This window comes from Endothiovibrio diazotrophicus, assembly GCF_054657215.1.
This window is the reverse complement of record NZ_BAAHXB010000009.1, coordinates 36,955-53,645: the sequence shown is the minus strand read 5'-3', so window position 1 is coordinate 53,645 and position 16,691 is coordinate 36,955. Positions and strand designations below refer to the sequence as shown.

11 protein-coding genes are annotated in these 16,691 nt (G+C 65.8%); 5 read left to right on the top strand and 6 right to left on the bottom strand.

Annotated features, from left to right (window positions below; genetic code table 11):
- Positions 1-48: 48 nt before the first annotated feature.
- From hpf to ACYQ2W_RS04285, 6 genes are all read right to left on the bottom strand, one after another.
- Complete coding sequence (gene hpf, locus ACYQ2W_RS04310) at positions 49-342, bottom strand: ribosome hibernation promoting factor (protein WP_459863589.1); 294 nt, start codon at positions 340-342, stop codon at positions 49-51.
- Positions 343-422: 80 nt separating this feature from the next.
- Positions 423-1,922: an RNA polymerase factor sigma-54 gene (locus ACYQ2W_RS04305; protein WP_459863587.1), complete on the bottom strand. Its 1,500-nt coding sequence runs from the start codon at positions 1,920-1,922 to the stop codon at positions 423-425.
- 158 nt (positions 1,923-2,080) lie between these two features.
- The gene (locus ACYQ2W_RS04300) at positions 2,081-2,440 is read right to left on the bottom strand and encodes a hypothetical protein (protein WP_459863585.1); all 360 of its coding nucleotides are present in this window, start codon (positions 2,438-2,440) and stop codon (positions 2,081-2,083) included.
- Positions 2,441-2,774: 334 nt separating this feature from the next.
- On the bottom strand, positions 2,775-4,325 hold the full coding sequence (locus ACYQ2W_RS04295) for a GAF domain-containing protein (RefSeq protein WP_459863583.1): 1,551 nt from the start codon (positions 4,323-4,325) through the stop codon (positions 2,775-2,777).
- A complete protein-coding gene (locus ACYQ2W_RS04290; protein WP_459863581.1) occupies positions 4,313-8,329 on the bottom strand; it encodes a response regulator in 4,017 nt (1,338 codons plus the stop codon). The genes ACYQ2W_RS04295 and ACYQ2W_RS04290 overlap by 13 nt, the downstream gene beginning before the upstream one ends.
- 228 nt (positions 8,330-8,557) lie before the next feature.
- Entirely contained in the window at positions 8,558-11,596 is a 3,039-nt protein-coding gene (locus tag ACYQ2W_RS04285) for an HD domain-containing phosphohydrolase (protein WP_459863579.1), read from the bottom strand.
- A gap of 241 nt (positions 11,597-11,837) precedes the next feature.
- Between ACYQ2W_RS04285 and ACYQ2W_RS04280 the strand changes: the two genes are divergently transcribed.
- The 5 genes from ACYQ2W_RS04280 (at position 11,838) to ACYQ2W_RS04260 (ending at position 16,661) form a co-directional block, all read left to right on the top strand.
- Positions 11,838-12,653 carry a response regulator transcription factor gene (locus tag ACYQ2W_RS04280; RefSeq protein WP_459863577.1) on the top strand — a complete coding sequence of 272 codons (816 nt, stop codon included), beginning with the start codon at positions 11,838-11,840 and terminating at the stop codon, positions 12,651-12,653.
- Between the two features lie 14 nt (positions 12,654-12,667).
- Positions 12,668-13,681 carry a SpoIIE family protein phosphatase gene (locus tag ACYQ2W_RS04275; protein WP_459863575.1) on the top strand — a complete coding sequence of 338 codons (1,014 nt, stop codon included), beginning with the start codon at positions 12,668-12,670 and terminating at the stop codon, positions 13,679-13,681.
- A gap of 580 nt (positions 13,682-14,261) precedes the next feature.
- On the top strand, positions 14,262-15,134 hold the full coding sequence (locus tag ACYQ2W_RS04270) for a substrate-binding periplasmic protein (RefSeq protein ID WP_459863573.1): 873 nt from the start codon (positions 14,262-14,264) through the stop codon (positions 15,132-15,134).
- Between the two features lie 29 nt (positions 15,135-15,163).
- Entirely contained in the window at positions 15,164-16,009 is an 846-nt protein-coding gene (locus tag ACYQ2W_RS04265) for an ABC transporter permease subunit (protein WP_459863571.1), read from the top strand.
- 4 nt (positions 16,010-16,013) lie between these two features.
- Positions 16,014-16,661, top strand: coding sequence for an ATP-binding cassette domain-containing protein (locus ACYQ2W_RS04260; RefSeq protein ID WP_459863569.1), 648 nt, complete (start codon positions 16,014-16,016; stop codon positions 16,659-16,661).
- Positions 16,662-16,691: the final 30 nt, after the last annotated feature.

Sequence of the window (16,691 nt, the reverse complement as noted above, 5' to 3'; positions counted from 1 at the left end):
CCCTGGGAAGGGGACCCCGAGGCACGCCGCCACGGGGCCGAACCGTGGTTACTTGCGATGGTCGGTGAGCTTCTCTTTGTGCTTCTTGATCTGCCGGTCCAGCTTGTCGGCGAGGGCATCGATGGCGGCGTACATGTCCTCGTGCTCGGCGTCGGCGAAGAGATCGGCGCCGTTGACGTGGATGGTCGCCTCGGCCTTGTTGCGCAGCTTCTCCACGCTGAGCACCACATGCACGTTGGTCATCTGGTCGAAGTGACGCTCCAGCCGCTCGGTCTTCTCGTTGACGTAGTTGCGCATGGCATCGGTGATGTCCACGTGGTGGCCGGTCAGGTTCAGTTGCATCGGTCGAGACTCCTCAAGAATCGTTTTCGTATCGGTTGCGCCGAAAGAGGCGGCGATCCGTCCCCCGGCGGGAGGGCCGGCTATTGTAGCCGTTTCCGCTCGTTGGAGGCGGGGATATTCATCGCCTCGCGGTATTTGGCCACGGTGCGCCGCGCCACGTTGATCCCCTCGCCCTCGAGCATCTTGGCCAATTTGTTGTCGCTCAACGGCTTACGCGGCTCCTCGGCGGCGATCAGCTTCCTGATCCGGGCACGGATGGCGGTCGAGGAGGCCTCCCCGCCGTCGGCGGTGCCGACGTGGCTGGAGAAGAAATACTTGAATTCGAAGATGCCGCGGGGGGTGTGCATGAACTTCTGGGTGGTGATCCGCGAGATGGTCGACTCGTGCATCTCGACCGTCTCGGCCACATCACGCAGCACCAGCGGGCGCATCGCCTCCTCACCCTGCTCGAGGAACGCCTGCTGACGCTCGACGATGGCGGTGGCCACCTTGAGCAGGGTCTCGCTGCGGCTCTGCAGGCTCTTGATCAGCCAGCGCGCCTCCTGCAACTGCCCCTTCAGCTCGCCGCCGCCGGCCCGCCCGAGGAGGCTGGCGTAGTAGCTGTTGACGCGGATCTTGGGGGCCGCCTCGGGGTTCAGCTCGACCACCCAGCGCCCCTTCAGCTTGCGCACGAAGACGTCGGGGACGATGTATTGGGGGGCGGCCTGCTCGATCGCCGAGCCGGGGCGCGGGTTGAGGGTGCGCACCAGGTCGAGCACCTCGGAGAGCTGCTCCTCGGCCAGCTTCATCCGCCGCATCAGGGTCTTGAAGTCGCGGTTGCCGAGCAGCTCGATGTGCTCGCCGACCAGCGCCATCGCCTCGGTCCGCCACGGGGTGTCGGCGGGCAGCTGGCGCAGTTGCAACACCAGGCACTCGCCGAGGTCGCGGGCGGCGACGCCGGCGGGGTCCATCGCCTGGATCCGGCGCAGCACCGCCGCCACCTCGTCAGGTTCCACCTCCAGCCCCTGGTCGGCGAGCCCCTCGTGGAGCTCGTCGAGGGACTGCTTGAGATAGCCGTCCTCGTCGATGGCGTCGATGATCGCCTCGGCGATCGCCTCGTCGGTCTCGCTGAAGCGCGACAGCTCCATCTGCCACACCAGGTGGTCGCGCAGCGAACGGCCGGAGGTGTCGGCGTACTCGAAGACCCGCTCCTCCCCCTCGTCGTTGCGCGAGTAGGCGGTGGCGCCGTCGTAGACGTCCTCCCACACACTGTCCACCGGCAGGTCGTCGGGCATCGTGGCGTCGGACTCGAAGTCGCGCTCGCGCTCCTCGGCCGCGACCGGCGCCTCGAAGTCGTCGCCCGAGGAGGAGGACTCCTCCGCCGGCGCCTCCCGCTCCTGGCGGTTGCTCTCCGCCTCCGCCCCGGCGTAGCCCTCGATCTCGTCGTCCTCCCCCGATTCCAGCATCGGATTGCTCTCCAATGCCTGCTGCACCTCCATCTGCAGTTCCAGGGTCGAGAGCTGCAGCAGACGGATCGCCTGCTGCAGTTGGGGAGTCATGGTCAGGTACTGACCGAGCCGGAGTTGAAGCGACTGCTTCATGATACGAACCGAATATGCGTCATCGCCGCGGGGCCACCCTTACAAGAATCGGGCCCATTGTATGCCAAATCGTCGGATTTGGTTACGGCTACGCTACGCGGGTGGCGATGCCCCCCCCCCCGGGCATGGCCACAAGGTGCCACCTCCTTCGCACTGGGTCAGAGCCAGCGCACCGGCACCGGCAGGGGGGCCAACCAGCGCTCCGGCTTGGCGCAGAACTCCATGCCGAGACGGGCGTCGCAGGCGCAGCCGCCGCCGTGGCAGGCGAACAGCTCGGCCTCCTCGCCGCGGGAATCGAGCATCAGGTGGAGCTGTCCCTCCTCCTCCAGCGTGAGGATGCAGTGGATGCGCCCCGGCTCCTCGACGTCCTCCTCCAGGCGCAGCTCCCACTCGCCGAAACGGTGGGTCTCGCCGAAGGTCAGCGCCCGCGGATCGGTCAGCGCGTCGGCCAGGTCGTAGCGGACGAATCCGGGCAGGGTGGCGAGCAGTTCGTTGGGCAGCAAGCGGGGCATCATCATGGTCCTGGTCCTCCATCGGGGCCCGCAATGGCTGCGGGAGTGGAGGCAAGATTACCGACGCGCAACGCCCCGTCGTTGGGCGCCGGACAACATCGATTGGGCGCGATCCAACGGTTGGCGGCGGCCGGTCACTGGGGCCCAATTGCCGTTTGTTTGCGCCAAACCGTGGCGCGCCGGGGGGCACTTCGCCGGCAGGCCGGCGGGCATCGTCGGGGACGGGGCTTCGGTCACCACGGCGCGCGCGGCGCGCCCTATAGGGCGGCCTGCGGCCGCCGTGGCGAACGAAGGCAGTTCGCCGGCGGGTTGGCGCCCACCGACAAGGACGGAACCGCAATCACGCTGCGCTGGAGGCGCGCAGCGCCGCCAGGCGCAGCTCCAGGCTCATCGCCAGCACCGGCAGCAGCTCCTCCACCGCCTGGCGCTCGCGGCCCAGCTCGTCGCTCAGGGAGGAGAGCTCCAGCACCCCGAGCAGTTCGTCGTTGCGCAGGATCGGCAGCAGCAGCAACACCCGCGGCGGGAACGTCCCGGCCCCGGTGGGGACCCGCCAGAACCCCTCCGGCGGGTGCTGGAAGATCAGCGGCCGGCGGTCCCGCGCGCACTGGCCGAGCAGCCCCTCGCCGAGGGCGACGCGCTCCGGCGCCCCCTCGGTGACGTAGCTGCCGGCCAGCTCCAGCCGCGTCTCGCCGCCCTCCCCCGCCACGGCGTAGTAGAGGCACCCCTGGTGCAGACGCACCCGCTCGGCGAGCCCGCCGAACAGCGCCGAGACGAAGGCGGGAAACCCCTTCGCGCGCTGCACCTGGAGGACGAAATCGGCCTGGCGGCTCTTCGCCTCCGCCTCGGCGGCGAGCAGTTCGGCCGCCGCCTGCGCCTCGGCCACCGCCTGGCGCCGCTGCTCCGCCTCCCGCCGCAGCCGCAGGAAGGTGACCAGCAGCACGAACAGCGCGCCGCCGACGCTACCGCCAACCCCCGCCCAGCGCCACCACGAGGCGGCCTCCTGCAGGTCGCCGAGGACGACCAGCGACCACACCCCGTTGGGGTCGTTCCACTCCACCGGGGCGCTCGCCGCGGCGAAACGGCGGCCGTCGATCTGCGCCTCCGCACCGCTCGGGTCGAAGGGCAGCGAGCCGCTCACCCGCCCCTCGGCGAACGCCTTGCCGAACTGGCGCAAACGGCCGATGTCGGCCACCCGCTCGGCGCTCACCGGTCCCACCAGGTGGAAGCGCCAGTCCGCATCGGTGGCGGCGAAGACCACCCCCTGGGGCGAGGCGAGCAGCGCCGGCCGGCCGACCGCGGCGAGCTGGCGGTCGAGCCCGTCGGCCAGACTCTTGACCAGCACCACGCCGATCACCGGATCATCGACCGAGTCGCCGGCGCGGATCGGCGCGGCGGTGTAGAGCCCGCGCTTGCCGGAGCGCGAACCGACCGCCGCGTAGACGTTGGCCTTGCCGGCGATCGCCTGGCGCCAGTAGGGGCGGAAGGTGACGTCGGTGCCGGTGCTGCGCTTGTGGTCGGTCTCGTGGGCGACGATGATCCCCTTGGCGTCGATGGCGTAGACGCCATCGGCATCGAGCAGCCGGCGCGCCGGGCGCAGCGCCGCCAGCACCTCGGGGTCGTCGGCGCTGCGCTCGCCGCGCACCAGCGCCTTGACCAGCGGCTCGCCGAGTCCCAGCAGCGAGGCCACCCCCATGATCCGCCCGCGGGCGGTCTCCAGCTCCAGGCTGGCGGCCTCGCGCTCCGCCCGCTCGGCCAGCGCCGTGCGGAAACCGCGCTCGGTAGTGATGCGGTCCACCTCGCCGGCGCCGACCCCGACCAGCAGAGCGAGCAGCGCCGCCATCAGCCGCGGCCGGCGCACCCGGGCGAACGACCAGCGGGTCACGCCGCCCACGGGGCTACCCCATGCGCCTCGGCCGCCGCTTCGAGCCGCGCCAGCGCCTCCTCGAAGTCGAAGCCGCGCAGGGCCTCCTCGATCCCCTGCCACTCGTCCGGGAAGGCGGCGCGGAAGAGCGCCGCCTGCCCCTGCCACAGGCCGCCCACCGCGGCGTTGTTCTGGCGCAGCCCGTCGGCCAGCCGGGCGACGGCGGGGAGCAGCACCTCGCGCGCCACCGCCACCGGCTCCGACGGCGCCTCATCCGCCTCGCCCGCCGCCGCCGCCAGCCACTCGTCCAGCGCCTCGACCAGGGCCTTCAGCCGCGCACCGCAGGCGGCGTTGTGCTCGGCGACGCGCTCGGCCGGCACCCCCTCCTTGATCGCCGCCTCCAGCCGCGCCGCCTCCGCCACCACCTCGCCGGCACCGATGTTGCCGGCGCTCCCCTTGAGGGTGTGGGCGAGCAGTTCGGCGGTGGCGCGGTCGCCGGCCGCCAGCGCCGCGTCGATCTGGGCCGGCGCCCCGCGCTGGCCGGCGACGAAGCGTTGCAGCAGCGAGCGGTACATGGCGTGCCGCCCGCCGAGCCGCTTGAGGCTCGCCGCCACCTCCAGTCCGGCGATGTGGCGGGGAAGGTCGTCCCCCCCCTCCTCCGCCGCCGGAGGAGAGGCCGGCGCCGGCAGTGGCGCCGCCGCCGGCGTCCGCGGCCGCACCCAGCGCAGCAGCGCGGCCCACATCTCGTCGGGATCGATCGGCTTGGCGACGTGGTCGTTCATCCCCGCCTTGGCGCACAGCTCGCGGTCCCGCGGCATGGCGTTGGCGGTCATCGCGATGATCGGCAGTTCGGCCAGCCCCGGCAGCCGGCGGATCTCGACGGTGGCGGTGACCCCGTCCATCACCGGCATCTGCATGTCCATCAGCACCGCGTCGTAGTCGTGTTCCTGCACCATGTCGACGGCGAGCTGCCCGTTCTCCGCCACCTCCACCTCCACCTCGGCGTCGGCGAGCAGGCCGATCGCCACCTCGCGGTTGAGGTCGTTGTCCTCCACCAGCAGCAGTCGCGCACCGGCCAGCGGGGCGAGGTCGAACGGCACCCCCTCGGGTCCCGCCTCCGAGCGCTCGCTGCCGCTGCCGCCGCTGCGAATCACGCTCTCGAACAGGGTCGAGGCGCTCACCGGCTTGATCAGGATGTCGTCGATCCCCGCCGCCTCGGCGGAGCGCAGCACCTCCTCGCGCCCGTAGGCGGTGACCATCAGCATGCGCGGGGTCGGTTGCAGGTGGAGGCGGCGGATCGCCTCGGCGGTCTCGCTGCCGTCCATCCCCGGCATCTGCCAGTCGAGGAACAGCATGTCGTAGGGGCGGTGGCGCTCGGCGGCGCGGCGCGTCTCGCGCACCGCCGCGCCGCCGTCCTCCACCGCGTCGACCACGAAGCCCATGGTGCCGAGCATGTCGGCGAGCACCGCGCGGGCGCTCTCGTTGTCGTCGACCACCAGCACCCGCTGACCGCGCAGCACCGAACCGGCCGGCAGCATGCGCCGCCGCTGCTCCGCCGCCACGCCGAGGCGGGCGGTGAACCAGAAGGTGGAGCCCTCCCCCGGCACCGACTCGACCCCCACCTCGCCGCCCATCAGCTCGGCGAGGTTCTTGGAGATGGCCAGCCCCAGGCCGGTGCCGCCGTACTTGCGGGTGGTCGAGGTGTCGGCCTGGTTGAAGCTCTGGAACAGCCGCTCGCGCTGCGCCTCGCTGAGGCCGGGGCCGGTGTCGCGCACGCCGAAGTGGAGCAGCACCTCGCCGTCGCACTCCTCGCGCACGCGCACGCGGATGGCGATCTCCCCCCGTTCGGTGAACTTGACCGCGTTGTTGGCGTAGTTGATCAGGATCTGGCCGAGGCGCAGGGGGTCGCCGAGCAGGGTGTGGGGCACCTCGGCGGCGACGTCGAAGAGCAGCTCCAGCCCCTTCGCCGCGACCTTCTCGCCGATCAGGTCGGCGACGTTGCCGAGCACCCGGTCGAGTTCGAAGGGGGTGCGCTCGATATCGAGCTTGCCCGCCTCGATCTTGGAGAAGTCGAGGATGTCGTTGATGATTCCCAGCAGGTGCTGGCCCGACTGGTGGATCTTGCGCAGGTAGTCGCGCTGATGGGGGGTCAGCTCGCTCTTCAACACCAGGTGGGCGAGACCGATGATGGCGTTCATCGGGGTGCGGATCTCGTGGCTCATGTTGGCCAGGAAGTCGCTCTTCACCCGTGCCGCGTCCTCGGCCAGCTCCTTCGCCCGGCGCATCGCCTCGGCGGCGGCGCGCTCGTCGCTGATGTCCTCGAGGGTCCAGACCACGCCGCGGGTGGTGTCGCGCACGTCGATCGCCCGCCCGCTCAGCCGCCCCCAGAAGGGCTCGCCGCCGCTGCGCACCATCGGCACCTCGACGCGCACCGTCTCGCCGGCGGCCAGCGCCTCGTCACAGCGCTCCACCTCGGCGTAGCTCGCCGCGTCGGGGTACCACTGGCGGGTCACCGAACCGGCGATCGCCCCGGCGGCCACGCCGAAGAGCGTCTCCAACTGGCGGTTGCCCTTCTGCACCACCCCGTCGAAAACCACCGCCACGCCGCTGGTGACCGCCTCGAAGATGGCGTTCTGCTCCTCCAGCAGGGCAGTGATGGAGCGTTTCTGGGCATCCAGTTCGTCGGTCTGCTGCGCCAGCTGGTGGGCCTGGTGCTCCATATGCTGGGCCTGCTCGCGGCTCTCCTCGAGCAGCCGCCGGGTGCGCGCATTGCGTTCGATGATCTCCAGGTTCATCGCCAGGAACGGCAGCAGACCGTCGAGCAGCGCCTGCTCGCGCTCGGTGAAGGGGCGGAACGAGGCCACCTCCACCACCCCGAGCAGCCGCCCGCCGTTGATCACCGGCAGGGCGAGGATCGCCACCGGCACGCCGTCGCCCAGCCCGCTGCCGATGCGCACGTAGTCCTCCGGCGGGCGGCTGATCAGGATCGGCTCGCGCTCCAGGGCGCACTGGCCGACCAGCCCCTCGCCGTGGGCGAAGCGGTTGGCCAGCTGCTTGCGCTGGTTGTAGGCGTAGTGGGCGGTGAGCTGGAGCCGGCGGGCCTCCTGGTCGTTGCTGAAGTAGACGCCGTGGCCCACCTCGATCAGCGGCGCCACCTCGGCGAGGAAGCGCCGGGCCAGCTCGGCGACGTCCTCGGCCCCCTGCAGCTCGCCGGCGATGCGCGCCTGGTGGGCCTTCACCCACTGCTCGTCGGCGGCCTGGCGGGCGGTCTGGCGGTAGACCGAGAAGGAGCGGGCCAGCTCGTCGATCTCGGTGGCCGCGCCGGAGAAGGAGACCGTGCAGTCGGCCGACTCGCGCCCGGCCAGCATGTCCTGCACCTGCTGGTTCATCCGTGCCAGCGGCGCGATCACCCGCCGGCGGTAGAGCACGCCGAGGATGCCGACGATCAGCAGCGCGTTGAGCAGCGCCAGGGCGAGGCCGATGTTCCAGCCCAGCTGGACCAGCCGCTCGGCCTCCGCCACCTCCCGCTCCATGCGCCGGTCGACGCGCTTGCGGAACTGGTCGATGGGGGTGTGGATGTCGCGCAGGGCCTTGCGGTAGGCGTCGCCGAAGACCAGCTCCACCGCCTTCTCCCGCTCCCTGGCGCGGCCCGCCTTGAAGGCCTGCTCCTCGATCCGGATCAGCTCGTCGGAGGCGCGCTTGGCGCGCTCGATCAGCTCCACCTCGCCGTCGTTCAGCCCCATCCCGCGCAGCGCCGACTCGGCCCGGTCGCGGCTGCGCAGCACCTCCACCTCGTCCCAGTAGGCCTTCTCGTAGGCGGGGTCGCCGGTGGCGGCAAAGGCGCGGACGCTGCCGGTGAGGCTCTTCGAGCCGGCGAGCAGCCGGTTGGCCTCGGCCATCGCCCGCTGGCGCCGCTCGGTGAGTTCGTACTGGCGGTCGCGCAGCAGATCGAACTGGATGAAGCCGGCGACGTTGAGGACGGTCAGCGCCAGGTAGACGGCGACGACGATGCGGTTGGTCTTTTCGATTTGCATAGGGTTACGCGGCGGCCTCGGCGCTCCGTGCGTGTTGATGATTCAGAAAGCCGTTCCGTAGGGTGGATAAGCGACAGCGCATCCACCAATACGGGGGCAACGGCCATCTCCGCCCAGTGATCAATCGGGGCACCGCTCCCGTAGGGTGGATAAGCGATAGCGCATCCACCAAAACGGGGGCTACGGTCAGCCGGCGGGGGTCACCCCATCCGGCGCCCGGTGGATGCGCTATCGCTTATCCACCCTACGGGGAGTCTGAGCGGCCGCTCCCTCGGGCCCTCCCAGGTAACGGCCGACATCCACCTCGTCGATCTGCTCTGGCGCCAGATAGCGCCGCGCGTATTCGAGATGGATGCCGCGGCGCAGGAAGAGTTCGAAGAGATCGGCGTCGAGATGCTGATCCTTGCACATGAAGCTGAGGATGCGCACCGCCTCGCTCAGGCTCTTCGGCTTCTTGTAGGGCCGGTCGGTGGCGGTGAGCGCCTCGAAGACGTCGGCGATGGCCATGATCCGCGCCCCCAGCGACATCTCCTCCTTGCGCAGCCGGCGCGGGTAGCCGGTGCCGATCATGGTCTCGTGGTGGGCGCCGGCGTACTCCGGGATGCGCACCATGTTCTTCGGCAACGGCAGATTCTCCAACATGTGGATGGTCTGTACCACATGGTCGTTGATCTTGAACCGCTCCTCGGCGGTGAGGGTGCCGCGGGGGATCAGCAGATTGTAGAGCTCGCCGTGGTTGTAGAGGTACTCGGGCACCGTCATCTTGAACTCGCCGCCGGGCGCGACCTGCCGCGGGTCGCGGCGGACGATCTGCTCGGGCTTGTCGTCGAGCAGCCGCTCCTCCGCCGGCAGGGCTGCCGCGGGACGCCCGTCGCGCCGCTCCAGCTCGCCGCGGGAGAGGCCCAGGGTGTCGTCGAAGTGGCGCAGCCAGCGCCGTTCGGCGATCTGCCGCAACCTCTCCTGGCGCCCCTCGTCCATGAACTCGCCGCCGATGTTGCACTCGGCGACGAAGGCGAACTCCTCCTGCAGACGAGCGAGGTCGGCGTCCCGTTCCGCCGCCAGCCGAGGGAGGTCCGCCCCCGGCGCGGCCAGCGCCTCCAGGTGGGCGATGAGCCGGTCGCGGTGGAGCACCTCGAAGCGGGTACGGATCTCGTGGATGCGATTGTAGATGGTCTCCAGCTTGGTCGCCTTGTCCACCACGTACTCGGGGGTGGTGATCTTGCCGCAGTCGTGGAGCCACGCCGCGGTGCGGAACTCGCGCCACTCGTCGTCGCTGGAGAAGTGGAAGTCGGCGAACGGCGGCGCGTCGCTCGCCGAGGCCTCCCGTGCCAGCATCACCGCCAGCTCCGGCACCCGCGCACAGTGGGCGCCGGTGTAGGGGGACTTGGCGTCGATCGACTCGGCGATCAGGCGGATGAAGGAGTCCAGCATCTCCTTCTGGGCGACGTAGAGCAGGTCGTTGTCCAGGGCCACCGCCGCCTGCGCCGCCAGCGAGCCGATGATCTCCTGGTCGGTGAGGGTGAAGGGCTCGACCCGGCCCAGCTCGGCGAAACGGGCGTTGAGCAGTTGCAGCACCCCCACCACCTCGCCGGTGCGGGTGATCAGCGGCACCACCAGCATGGAGTGGACGGCGTAGTCGTGGTGCTCGCGCAGCCAGGCGCTCACCGCGTCCTCCGCCGGGCACAGCGCCTCGCCCTCCAGACGCAGGGCGCGCCGCCCCTCGACGCAGGCGGCCAGCGGCCGCTCCCGCTCCGCCGCGGCGCCGTCCATCCCCTCGGCACCGCCCAACGGCAGCTCCGGCAGCAGACCGGAGGCGTCGAACTTGAGGGTCAGGGAGTCGACGTCCACCATGTCGGCGCGCAGCACCTCCCCCGCCCGCAGGTAGAGGATCGCCCCGTCGGCGCCGGTCAGCTCCTGGGCGGCGTCGGTGACCTGGCCGAGCAGCCGCTTGGTGTCGCGCTCGGCGGCGATCGAGATGCCCAGCTCATTGAGCTTCTCCAGCTCCTGGGTGCGGCGGCGCACGGTGGCGCGCATCAGGGAGAAGGCGTCCTCCAGCCGCTGGGTCTCGAGGAACACCGAATGGCGCCGGCCGGGCTCGCTGAAGTCGAGCTCGCGGATGCGCTGCGCGTCACCGGCGAGCAGGGTCAGCGAACCGGTCATGCGCCGCGCCAACACCACCGCCAAAGGGAGGATCAGCGCCAGCAGCACCACGGTGGTGAGCAGCACCCGCTCGATCATGCGGGTGATGTGGCCGGAGAAGTCGCTGACCGGCGCGGCCAGGAAGAGCGACATCGGCGAGCCCAGCCGCGGGCTGACGTCGGTCTGCAGGGTGAGGTAGCCGCGGCCGGTCACCATCCGGTCGGAGAGGCCGAGGGGTGCCTCGCCGATGGCACTGACCAGCGCCGAGCCCACCTCGCTCATCGCCATCAGCGGCTCGATCGGCCCCTCGCCGCGCCCCTCTCCCCCGAGGCCGGAGTAGGCGAGCAGCCGGCGCTGGCGCTCGGCGAGCAGCACCACCCCGTGGGGCGAGAGCCGCTGGCGGGCGATGAAGGCCTGCAGGTCGCCGAGGGCGAGATCGGCGCCGATCACCCCGCCGCCGCCGCTGAGGGCGTGGGTGACGGTCACCCCCGGCTGCTGCAGGGAGCTGAACAGGTACGGAGGGGTGATCACCGCGTCGCGGGAGAGGGTCGCGCCGTGATACCAGGGGCGGGCGGTGGGGTCGTACTCGGGGTCGGGCTCGTCGCGGCTACCGAGCCGATGGTGCGCCCCGTCGAGGAATATCCAACGGGCGAGGCGACCGCCGCCGGCGGTGGCGACGATGCCGCGGACGATGAAGGCGGTCTCCGCCGGCGCACCGTGGCGCTTGGCGATCGCCCCGTCGCCGCGCACCGCGATCGCCTGCAGGAAACGCCGGTCGTCATAGCCGACGTAGACCGAATAGAGATTGCCGCGCTGCTCCAGGGCGCGGAGCAGGAACGGCAGCGCCGGGTGGTCGGCCACCGCGACCGGCGAGACGGCGAGGGAGGCGACGCTGGCGGCGTCGGCGGTCCACGCGCGCACCGCTTCGAGCTGCTGCTCGACGTGGCCGACGATGCGCCCGGCCACCTCCTGGAACAGCCCCCGCGCCGCGACGTCGGCGGCCTGCCGGCCGACCCGGTCGAGGTTCCACATCACCGCCGCGGCAAACGCCGCGATGGCCATAATCAGCACACCGGAAAGCGCGATGGAGAGCCGCAGCCGCCCGCGGGAGGGTCTTATTGGAGTCATCTATGGAGTCCATATTGTTGTTTGGCGATCGACACCGGGAGTCGATTCGGGGGAGTACCGCAGCAACCGGTCGTGCGATACTCCCCTCCTTCCGTTAAGGATAATTCTGAGAGTGCCCGGGCAGTTGGGCCGGCGCAAGTGGTTGTTGGGCGAACGTCAACCACACCCCGCCCGGCGCTTGCAACGGACCCGTCCTGCGGCGATTCTGTCACGACCGGGCGATCATCGGGGAGAGATGACGATGACGGAGGCGAACACCACCCTGCTGCTGGTGGACGACCAGGAGGACAACCTCTGGATCCTGGAGGAGTATCTGCGCGAGTATGGCTTCGACCTGCTCACCGCGCAGAGCGGCGAGGCGTGCCTGACCCGCGCCCGCGAGGGGCGCCCCGACCTGATCCTGCTCGACGTGCGGATGCCCGGCATGGACGGCTTCGAGGCGTGCCGGCGGCTCAAGGAGGGGGCCGACACCCGCGCCATCCCGGTGGTCTTCGTCACCGCCGCCGACGAACTGGTGGACAAGGTGACCGGCTTCCAGTGCGGCGCGGTGGACTACCTGACCAAGCCGGTGGCCGAGGCGGAGCTGGTGGCGCGCATCGGCATCCACCTCGACCAATCCAAGCTGCAGCGCCGCCTGGAGCAGCGGCTGGAGGCCTACGAGGACCGCTACGGCTCACTCCAGGAGGGCGAAGCCGCGGCCGCGGCGCTCGGCGAGGAGCGCGACAGCCACCCGCGCATCGCCCGGCTCTACCGGGCGCGCGAGGTGATCATGGAGAACCTGCTCGAACCGCCGCCGCTGGCCGAGATCGCCCGCCAGGTGGGCACCAACCCCACCACGCTCTCCAAGGAGTTCCAGGCGCTGTTCGGCTTCAGCGTCATCGCCTACGCCCGCGAACAGCGGCTGCAACGGGCGCGGCGGGCGCTGGAACGGAGCGAAAAGCCGGTCAACGTGATCGCCCACGAGGTGGGCTACCGCCACGACAGCGACTTCGTCACCGCCTTCCGCAAACGGTTCGGGGTGACGCCGAAGAACTATCGAATTCAGGGTCTGGGATAGAGGACGGTAGGGACATGAGTGAAGAGAAGCAGACCATCCTGGTGGTGGACGACACCCCGGAGAACATCGACCTACTCAACCAGGCGCTGGGCGACCGCTACACGGTGCGCGCGGCGATCAGCGGCGAACGGGCGCTGAAGATCGTCGCCACCCCGCCCCACCCGGAGCTGATCCTGCTGGATGTGATGATGCCCGGCATGGACGGCTACGAGGTGTGCCGCCGGCTGAAGGCGGACGAGGCGACCCGCGACCTGCCGGTGGTCTTCGTCACCGCCCGCGGCGAGATCGAGGACGAGGTGAAGGGCTTCTCCCTGGGCGCGGTGGACTACGTGACCAAGCCGATCCAGCCGGAGATCGTGCGCACCCGGGTGGCCACCCACCTGGCGCTGCACCGGGCACGGCGGGAGCTGGCGGAGAAGAACGAGGCGCTGCGCAACGAGCGCGAGCTGGTCGAGGAGATCGTCACCCGCATGCGCAGCACCGCGCAGCTCGACCAGGATCGGCTGAGGTATCTGATCTCGCCGCTGGAGCGGACCAACGGGGACCTGCTGCTGGCGGCGCGACGGCCCGACGGCGGGCGGCACGTGCTGCTCGGGGACTTCACCGGGCACGGGCTGCCGGCGGCGATCGGCGGGCCGATGGCCGCCTACATCTTCTCCCGCTTCACCGCGGCCGGGGAGCCGATGGCGGAGATCTTGCGGGAGCTGAATCGGGTGTTGTACCGTCAACTGCCGGCGCACCTTTATATGGCGGCCTGCGCGCTGGAGATCTCACCGGGGGGGGATCGGGTGAGCCTGTGGAACGCCGGGGTGCCCGATGCGCTGCTGATCCGGGATGGGGAGGTGACGACGCGGTTTCCCTCCACCGCGCCGCCGCTGGGGATCATCGAGGCGATGGACCCGGCGGCGGATGCGGCGCACCATCCTTTATTGGCGGGGGATCGGCTGTATGCCTACTCGGATGGGGTGACCGAGGCAGCCGGGGAGGATGGGGAGCAGTTCGGGGAGGGGCGGTTGGAGATTTCCTGAAGGGGCTGGGGGAGGGGGCGTTGGATGGGCTGCTGGAGGCGCTGAGGGGGCATACGGGGAGTGCGGTGCAGAGGGATGATATTACGGTGGTGGAGGTGGGGTGTTGAATAAGCCGGCCTGCGAGAATAATTATCATATGACCTAACCTCACTCAGGACAAAACACGCCATTTGACGGCGTATTGACCGTCAGTCAATCACATTCTGCCAATAAAGCATAGCAACACTCCCCAGTGCGCCACCATTCAGATGCATCAATTTGCCACCAAAACCAATACACAGAACACACCCCCAATGATCACGAAGCCAGTGCACGTAAGATATTTCAGATATTTCTTACAGACATCGGCATGTCATTGTAAGTATGGTGAACGGAATAGGTTATGAAGCGCGCTCAGCCCAGGCAGGCAATAACACCGCCAAATATATCGATAACTATTAATTATGGCTTATATTCGTGAAAGAACGCTAGTTAACCGCCCCCCACCAGAGAACATAGCGCGACCAATAACCCAAACAAAATAGAACCCGATTTCGCAACCTGCTTCACATAGCACACATATCAACACAGGAGGAGCGCAGTGAGCATTACAATCAAATCAATGCCAAAAATAGTATTGTTTACCTTTTTCATATGGGCACTGGCTGGGTGCTACGAAAAAAACCCGGCATCCATATCAGAAAACAAAAGCAAATCGCTACTAGATCAAATCATTGAGCGCGGAGAAATCCGAGCAGGATACATTTCATACCCTCCCAGTTTCATCAAAGACGCAAACACCGGAAAATATAGCGGGATATTTTACGATGCACTGGAAGAGGCTGCTCAGAACATGGGGCTAAAAGTAAAATACACAGAGGAAGTCGACTGGGCGACAATGACGGAAGCCGTAGCCGACGGAAGAGTTGATCTGGTTGTTTCGGGAATATGGCCCACTAGCGCAAGAGCACTAAGAGCAGACTTCACATCCCCCCTATACTATAGCTCTGTTCGGGCATACGTTCGCGCAGACGACAAGCGTTTTGACGAAAAAATAGACCTACTGAATAACAACAATATAACCATAGCAGCCATAGATGGAGAAATGTCGTCAATTATAGCAAAAACCGATTACACGAAGGCGAAACTTGATTCACTTCCTCAAACAACCCAAATCTCTCAACTTTTGCTTGAGGTGTCTTCAGGAAAAGCTGATGCCACATTCGTAGAATTGGCTGTTGCAAACGAGTACATCGAAAAAAATCCGGGCCAAATTCGACCGATATCAGGAGTCAATCCAGTACGAGTATTTCCCAATGTAATGCTTCTAGCAAAAGACAAAATTTCATTTCGAAGCGCATTAAATACCGCGATCTCAGAGCTTCAAAACAATGGATCGATAGAAAGAATACTTAGAAAATACGAGAAGAATGAAATGTCATTTCAACGAGTTGCGATACCATACGAGAAGTAACTAGGAGCCAGCGTTTTACAGAAAGACCTGTGCAACACATCCATGCCACAGAAGCGCTAACGCACCACGACACGAGCAGAATCCAGACCAAGCGGAACACCATTGGCTGGCAACACCCACCACAAATCGGTGTGTTAGCGCTCATACAAACTTCCGCACAACAAAACAATTCGATAGCAGAAAATAACAAACAACTTAAATCATCAAAATATAATATGCTGGACATCATTTTATCATATAAAGACGCATTCATTTCAGGAGTCTTAGTCACGATCAAACTCGTTGGAATTGTATGGTCTGTTGGAATCCTATTAGGATTTATTCTTGGAGTTATTGCTGCAAAATATAGCCCCTTGCTGTCCAACATAGGTCGCGGAATTTCTTTCGTCTTATCTGGCATTCCAGTGATTGTATTTTTATTCTGGCTTCACTACCCAGCTCAAGCAATGCTAGGAATTGTAGTTGATCCATTCTACACAACCGCCATCGCTCTCACCGCAGTAAATGTGTTTTCAGTATTCGAAATAGTCAGGTCTGCAATAATAAACTTTCCAAAGCAATACACCGATGCAGCAAAGGTTTGCGGCGTAAAACCAATTATTCAAATAATTCGAATAGAAATACCCATTGTTTTCAGACATATAATTCCTCATTTACTAACCGCGCAAGTCGTCGTTCTTCACATGACACTATTTGGAAGCCTAATATCAGTAGACGAATTATTTAGAATGGCACAACGAGTAAATTCTCAAGCATACAAACCAGTCGAGATATATTCTGCCATAGGACTGTTTTTCCTTATGCTTTCGCTGCCTATAAATGGGATTGCCCTTTACCTTAAGTCCAAATATGGGCGAGACTTTTCTGAGAAATAGCCAAATGCCTTACAGCGCCAGCGGAATAAAGAAATCATATAATGGGCAGCAAATACTTAACAATATTGATATAGACATTACAGAAGGAAAAGCCACACTACTTACTGGCGCGAGCGGCTCCGGTAAGTCAACATTAATTAGAGCACTTTCACTACTAGACACGCCTGATTCTGGCGTTATCCACCGAAACAATACCGTTATTTGGTCGGCCGCGAATAACACCAATCCCCGTCGCGAAGACCTATACCCAGATATCACATGTGTATTCCAACAGGTGTACTTATGGCCCAACATGACAAACAAAAAGAATGTCATGTTTTCCGTTAACGGGAGGTCTAGCGAGAACGAGTACCATAAATACATAGAAAGAATGAACATTGAACATGTAATGAACAGACACCCAAACGAGATATCTCTCGGACAGAGACAGCGAGTTGGGTTAGTGCGAGCGCTAATGCTAAAGCCTAAGTATCTTTTTCTGGATGAAATATCATCTGCGCTAGACAGGTCTAGTACAAACGCGGTAATTGATGTTCTTTTTGAAAAATTAGGCCAAGGAGTAGGAATGCTAGCAATAACCCATGACCCCCGCTTGATGGAGTGCGAGATTGGCGATGCGATAGAAATGGATCAGGGCCGACTAGTCAGGTAAGGGACGCAGAAAGAATAAATTACCCCAAAT

Coding starts and splice junctions, on each gene's coding strand:
- hpf (WP_459863589.1), bottom strand. CDS start 342: ATGCAACTGAACCTGACCGGCCACCACGTGGACATCACCGATGCCATG.
- ACYQ2W_RS04305 (WP_459863587.1), bottom strand. CDS start 1,922: ATGAAGCAGTCGCTTCAACTCCGGCTCGGTCAGTACCTGACCATGACT.
- ACYQ2W_RS04300 (WP_459863585.1), bottom strand. CDS start 2,440: ATGATGATGCCCCGCTTGCTGCCCAACGAACTGCTCGCCACCCTGCCC.
- ACYQ2W_RS04290 (WP_459863581.1), bottom strand. CDS start 8,329: ATGCAAATCGAAAAGACCAACCGCATCGTCGTCGCCGTCTACCTGGCG.
- ACYQ2W_RS04285 (WP_459863579.1), bottom strand. CDS start 11,596: ATGACTCCAATAAGACCCTCCCGCGGGCGGCTGCGGCTCTCCATCGCG.
- ACYQ2W_RS04280 (WP_459863577.1), top strand. CDS start 11,838: ATGACGGAGGCGAACACCACCCTGCTGCTGGTGGACGACCAGGAGGAC.
- ACYQ2W_RS04275 (WP_459863575.1), top strand. CDS start 12,668: ATGAGTGAAGAGAAGCAGACCATCCTGGTGGTGGACGACACCCCGGAG.
- ACYQ2W_RS04260 (WP_459863569.1), top strand. CDS start 16,014: ATGCCTTACAGCGCCAGCGGAATAAAGAAATCATATAATGGGCAGCAA.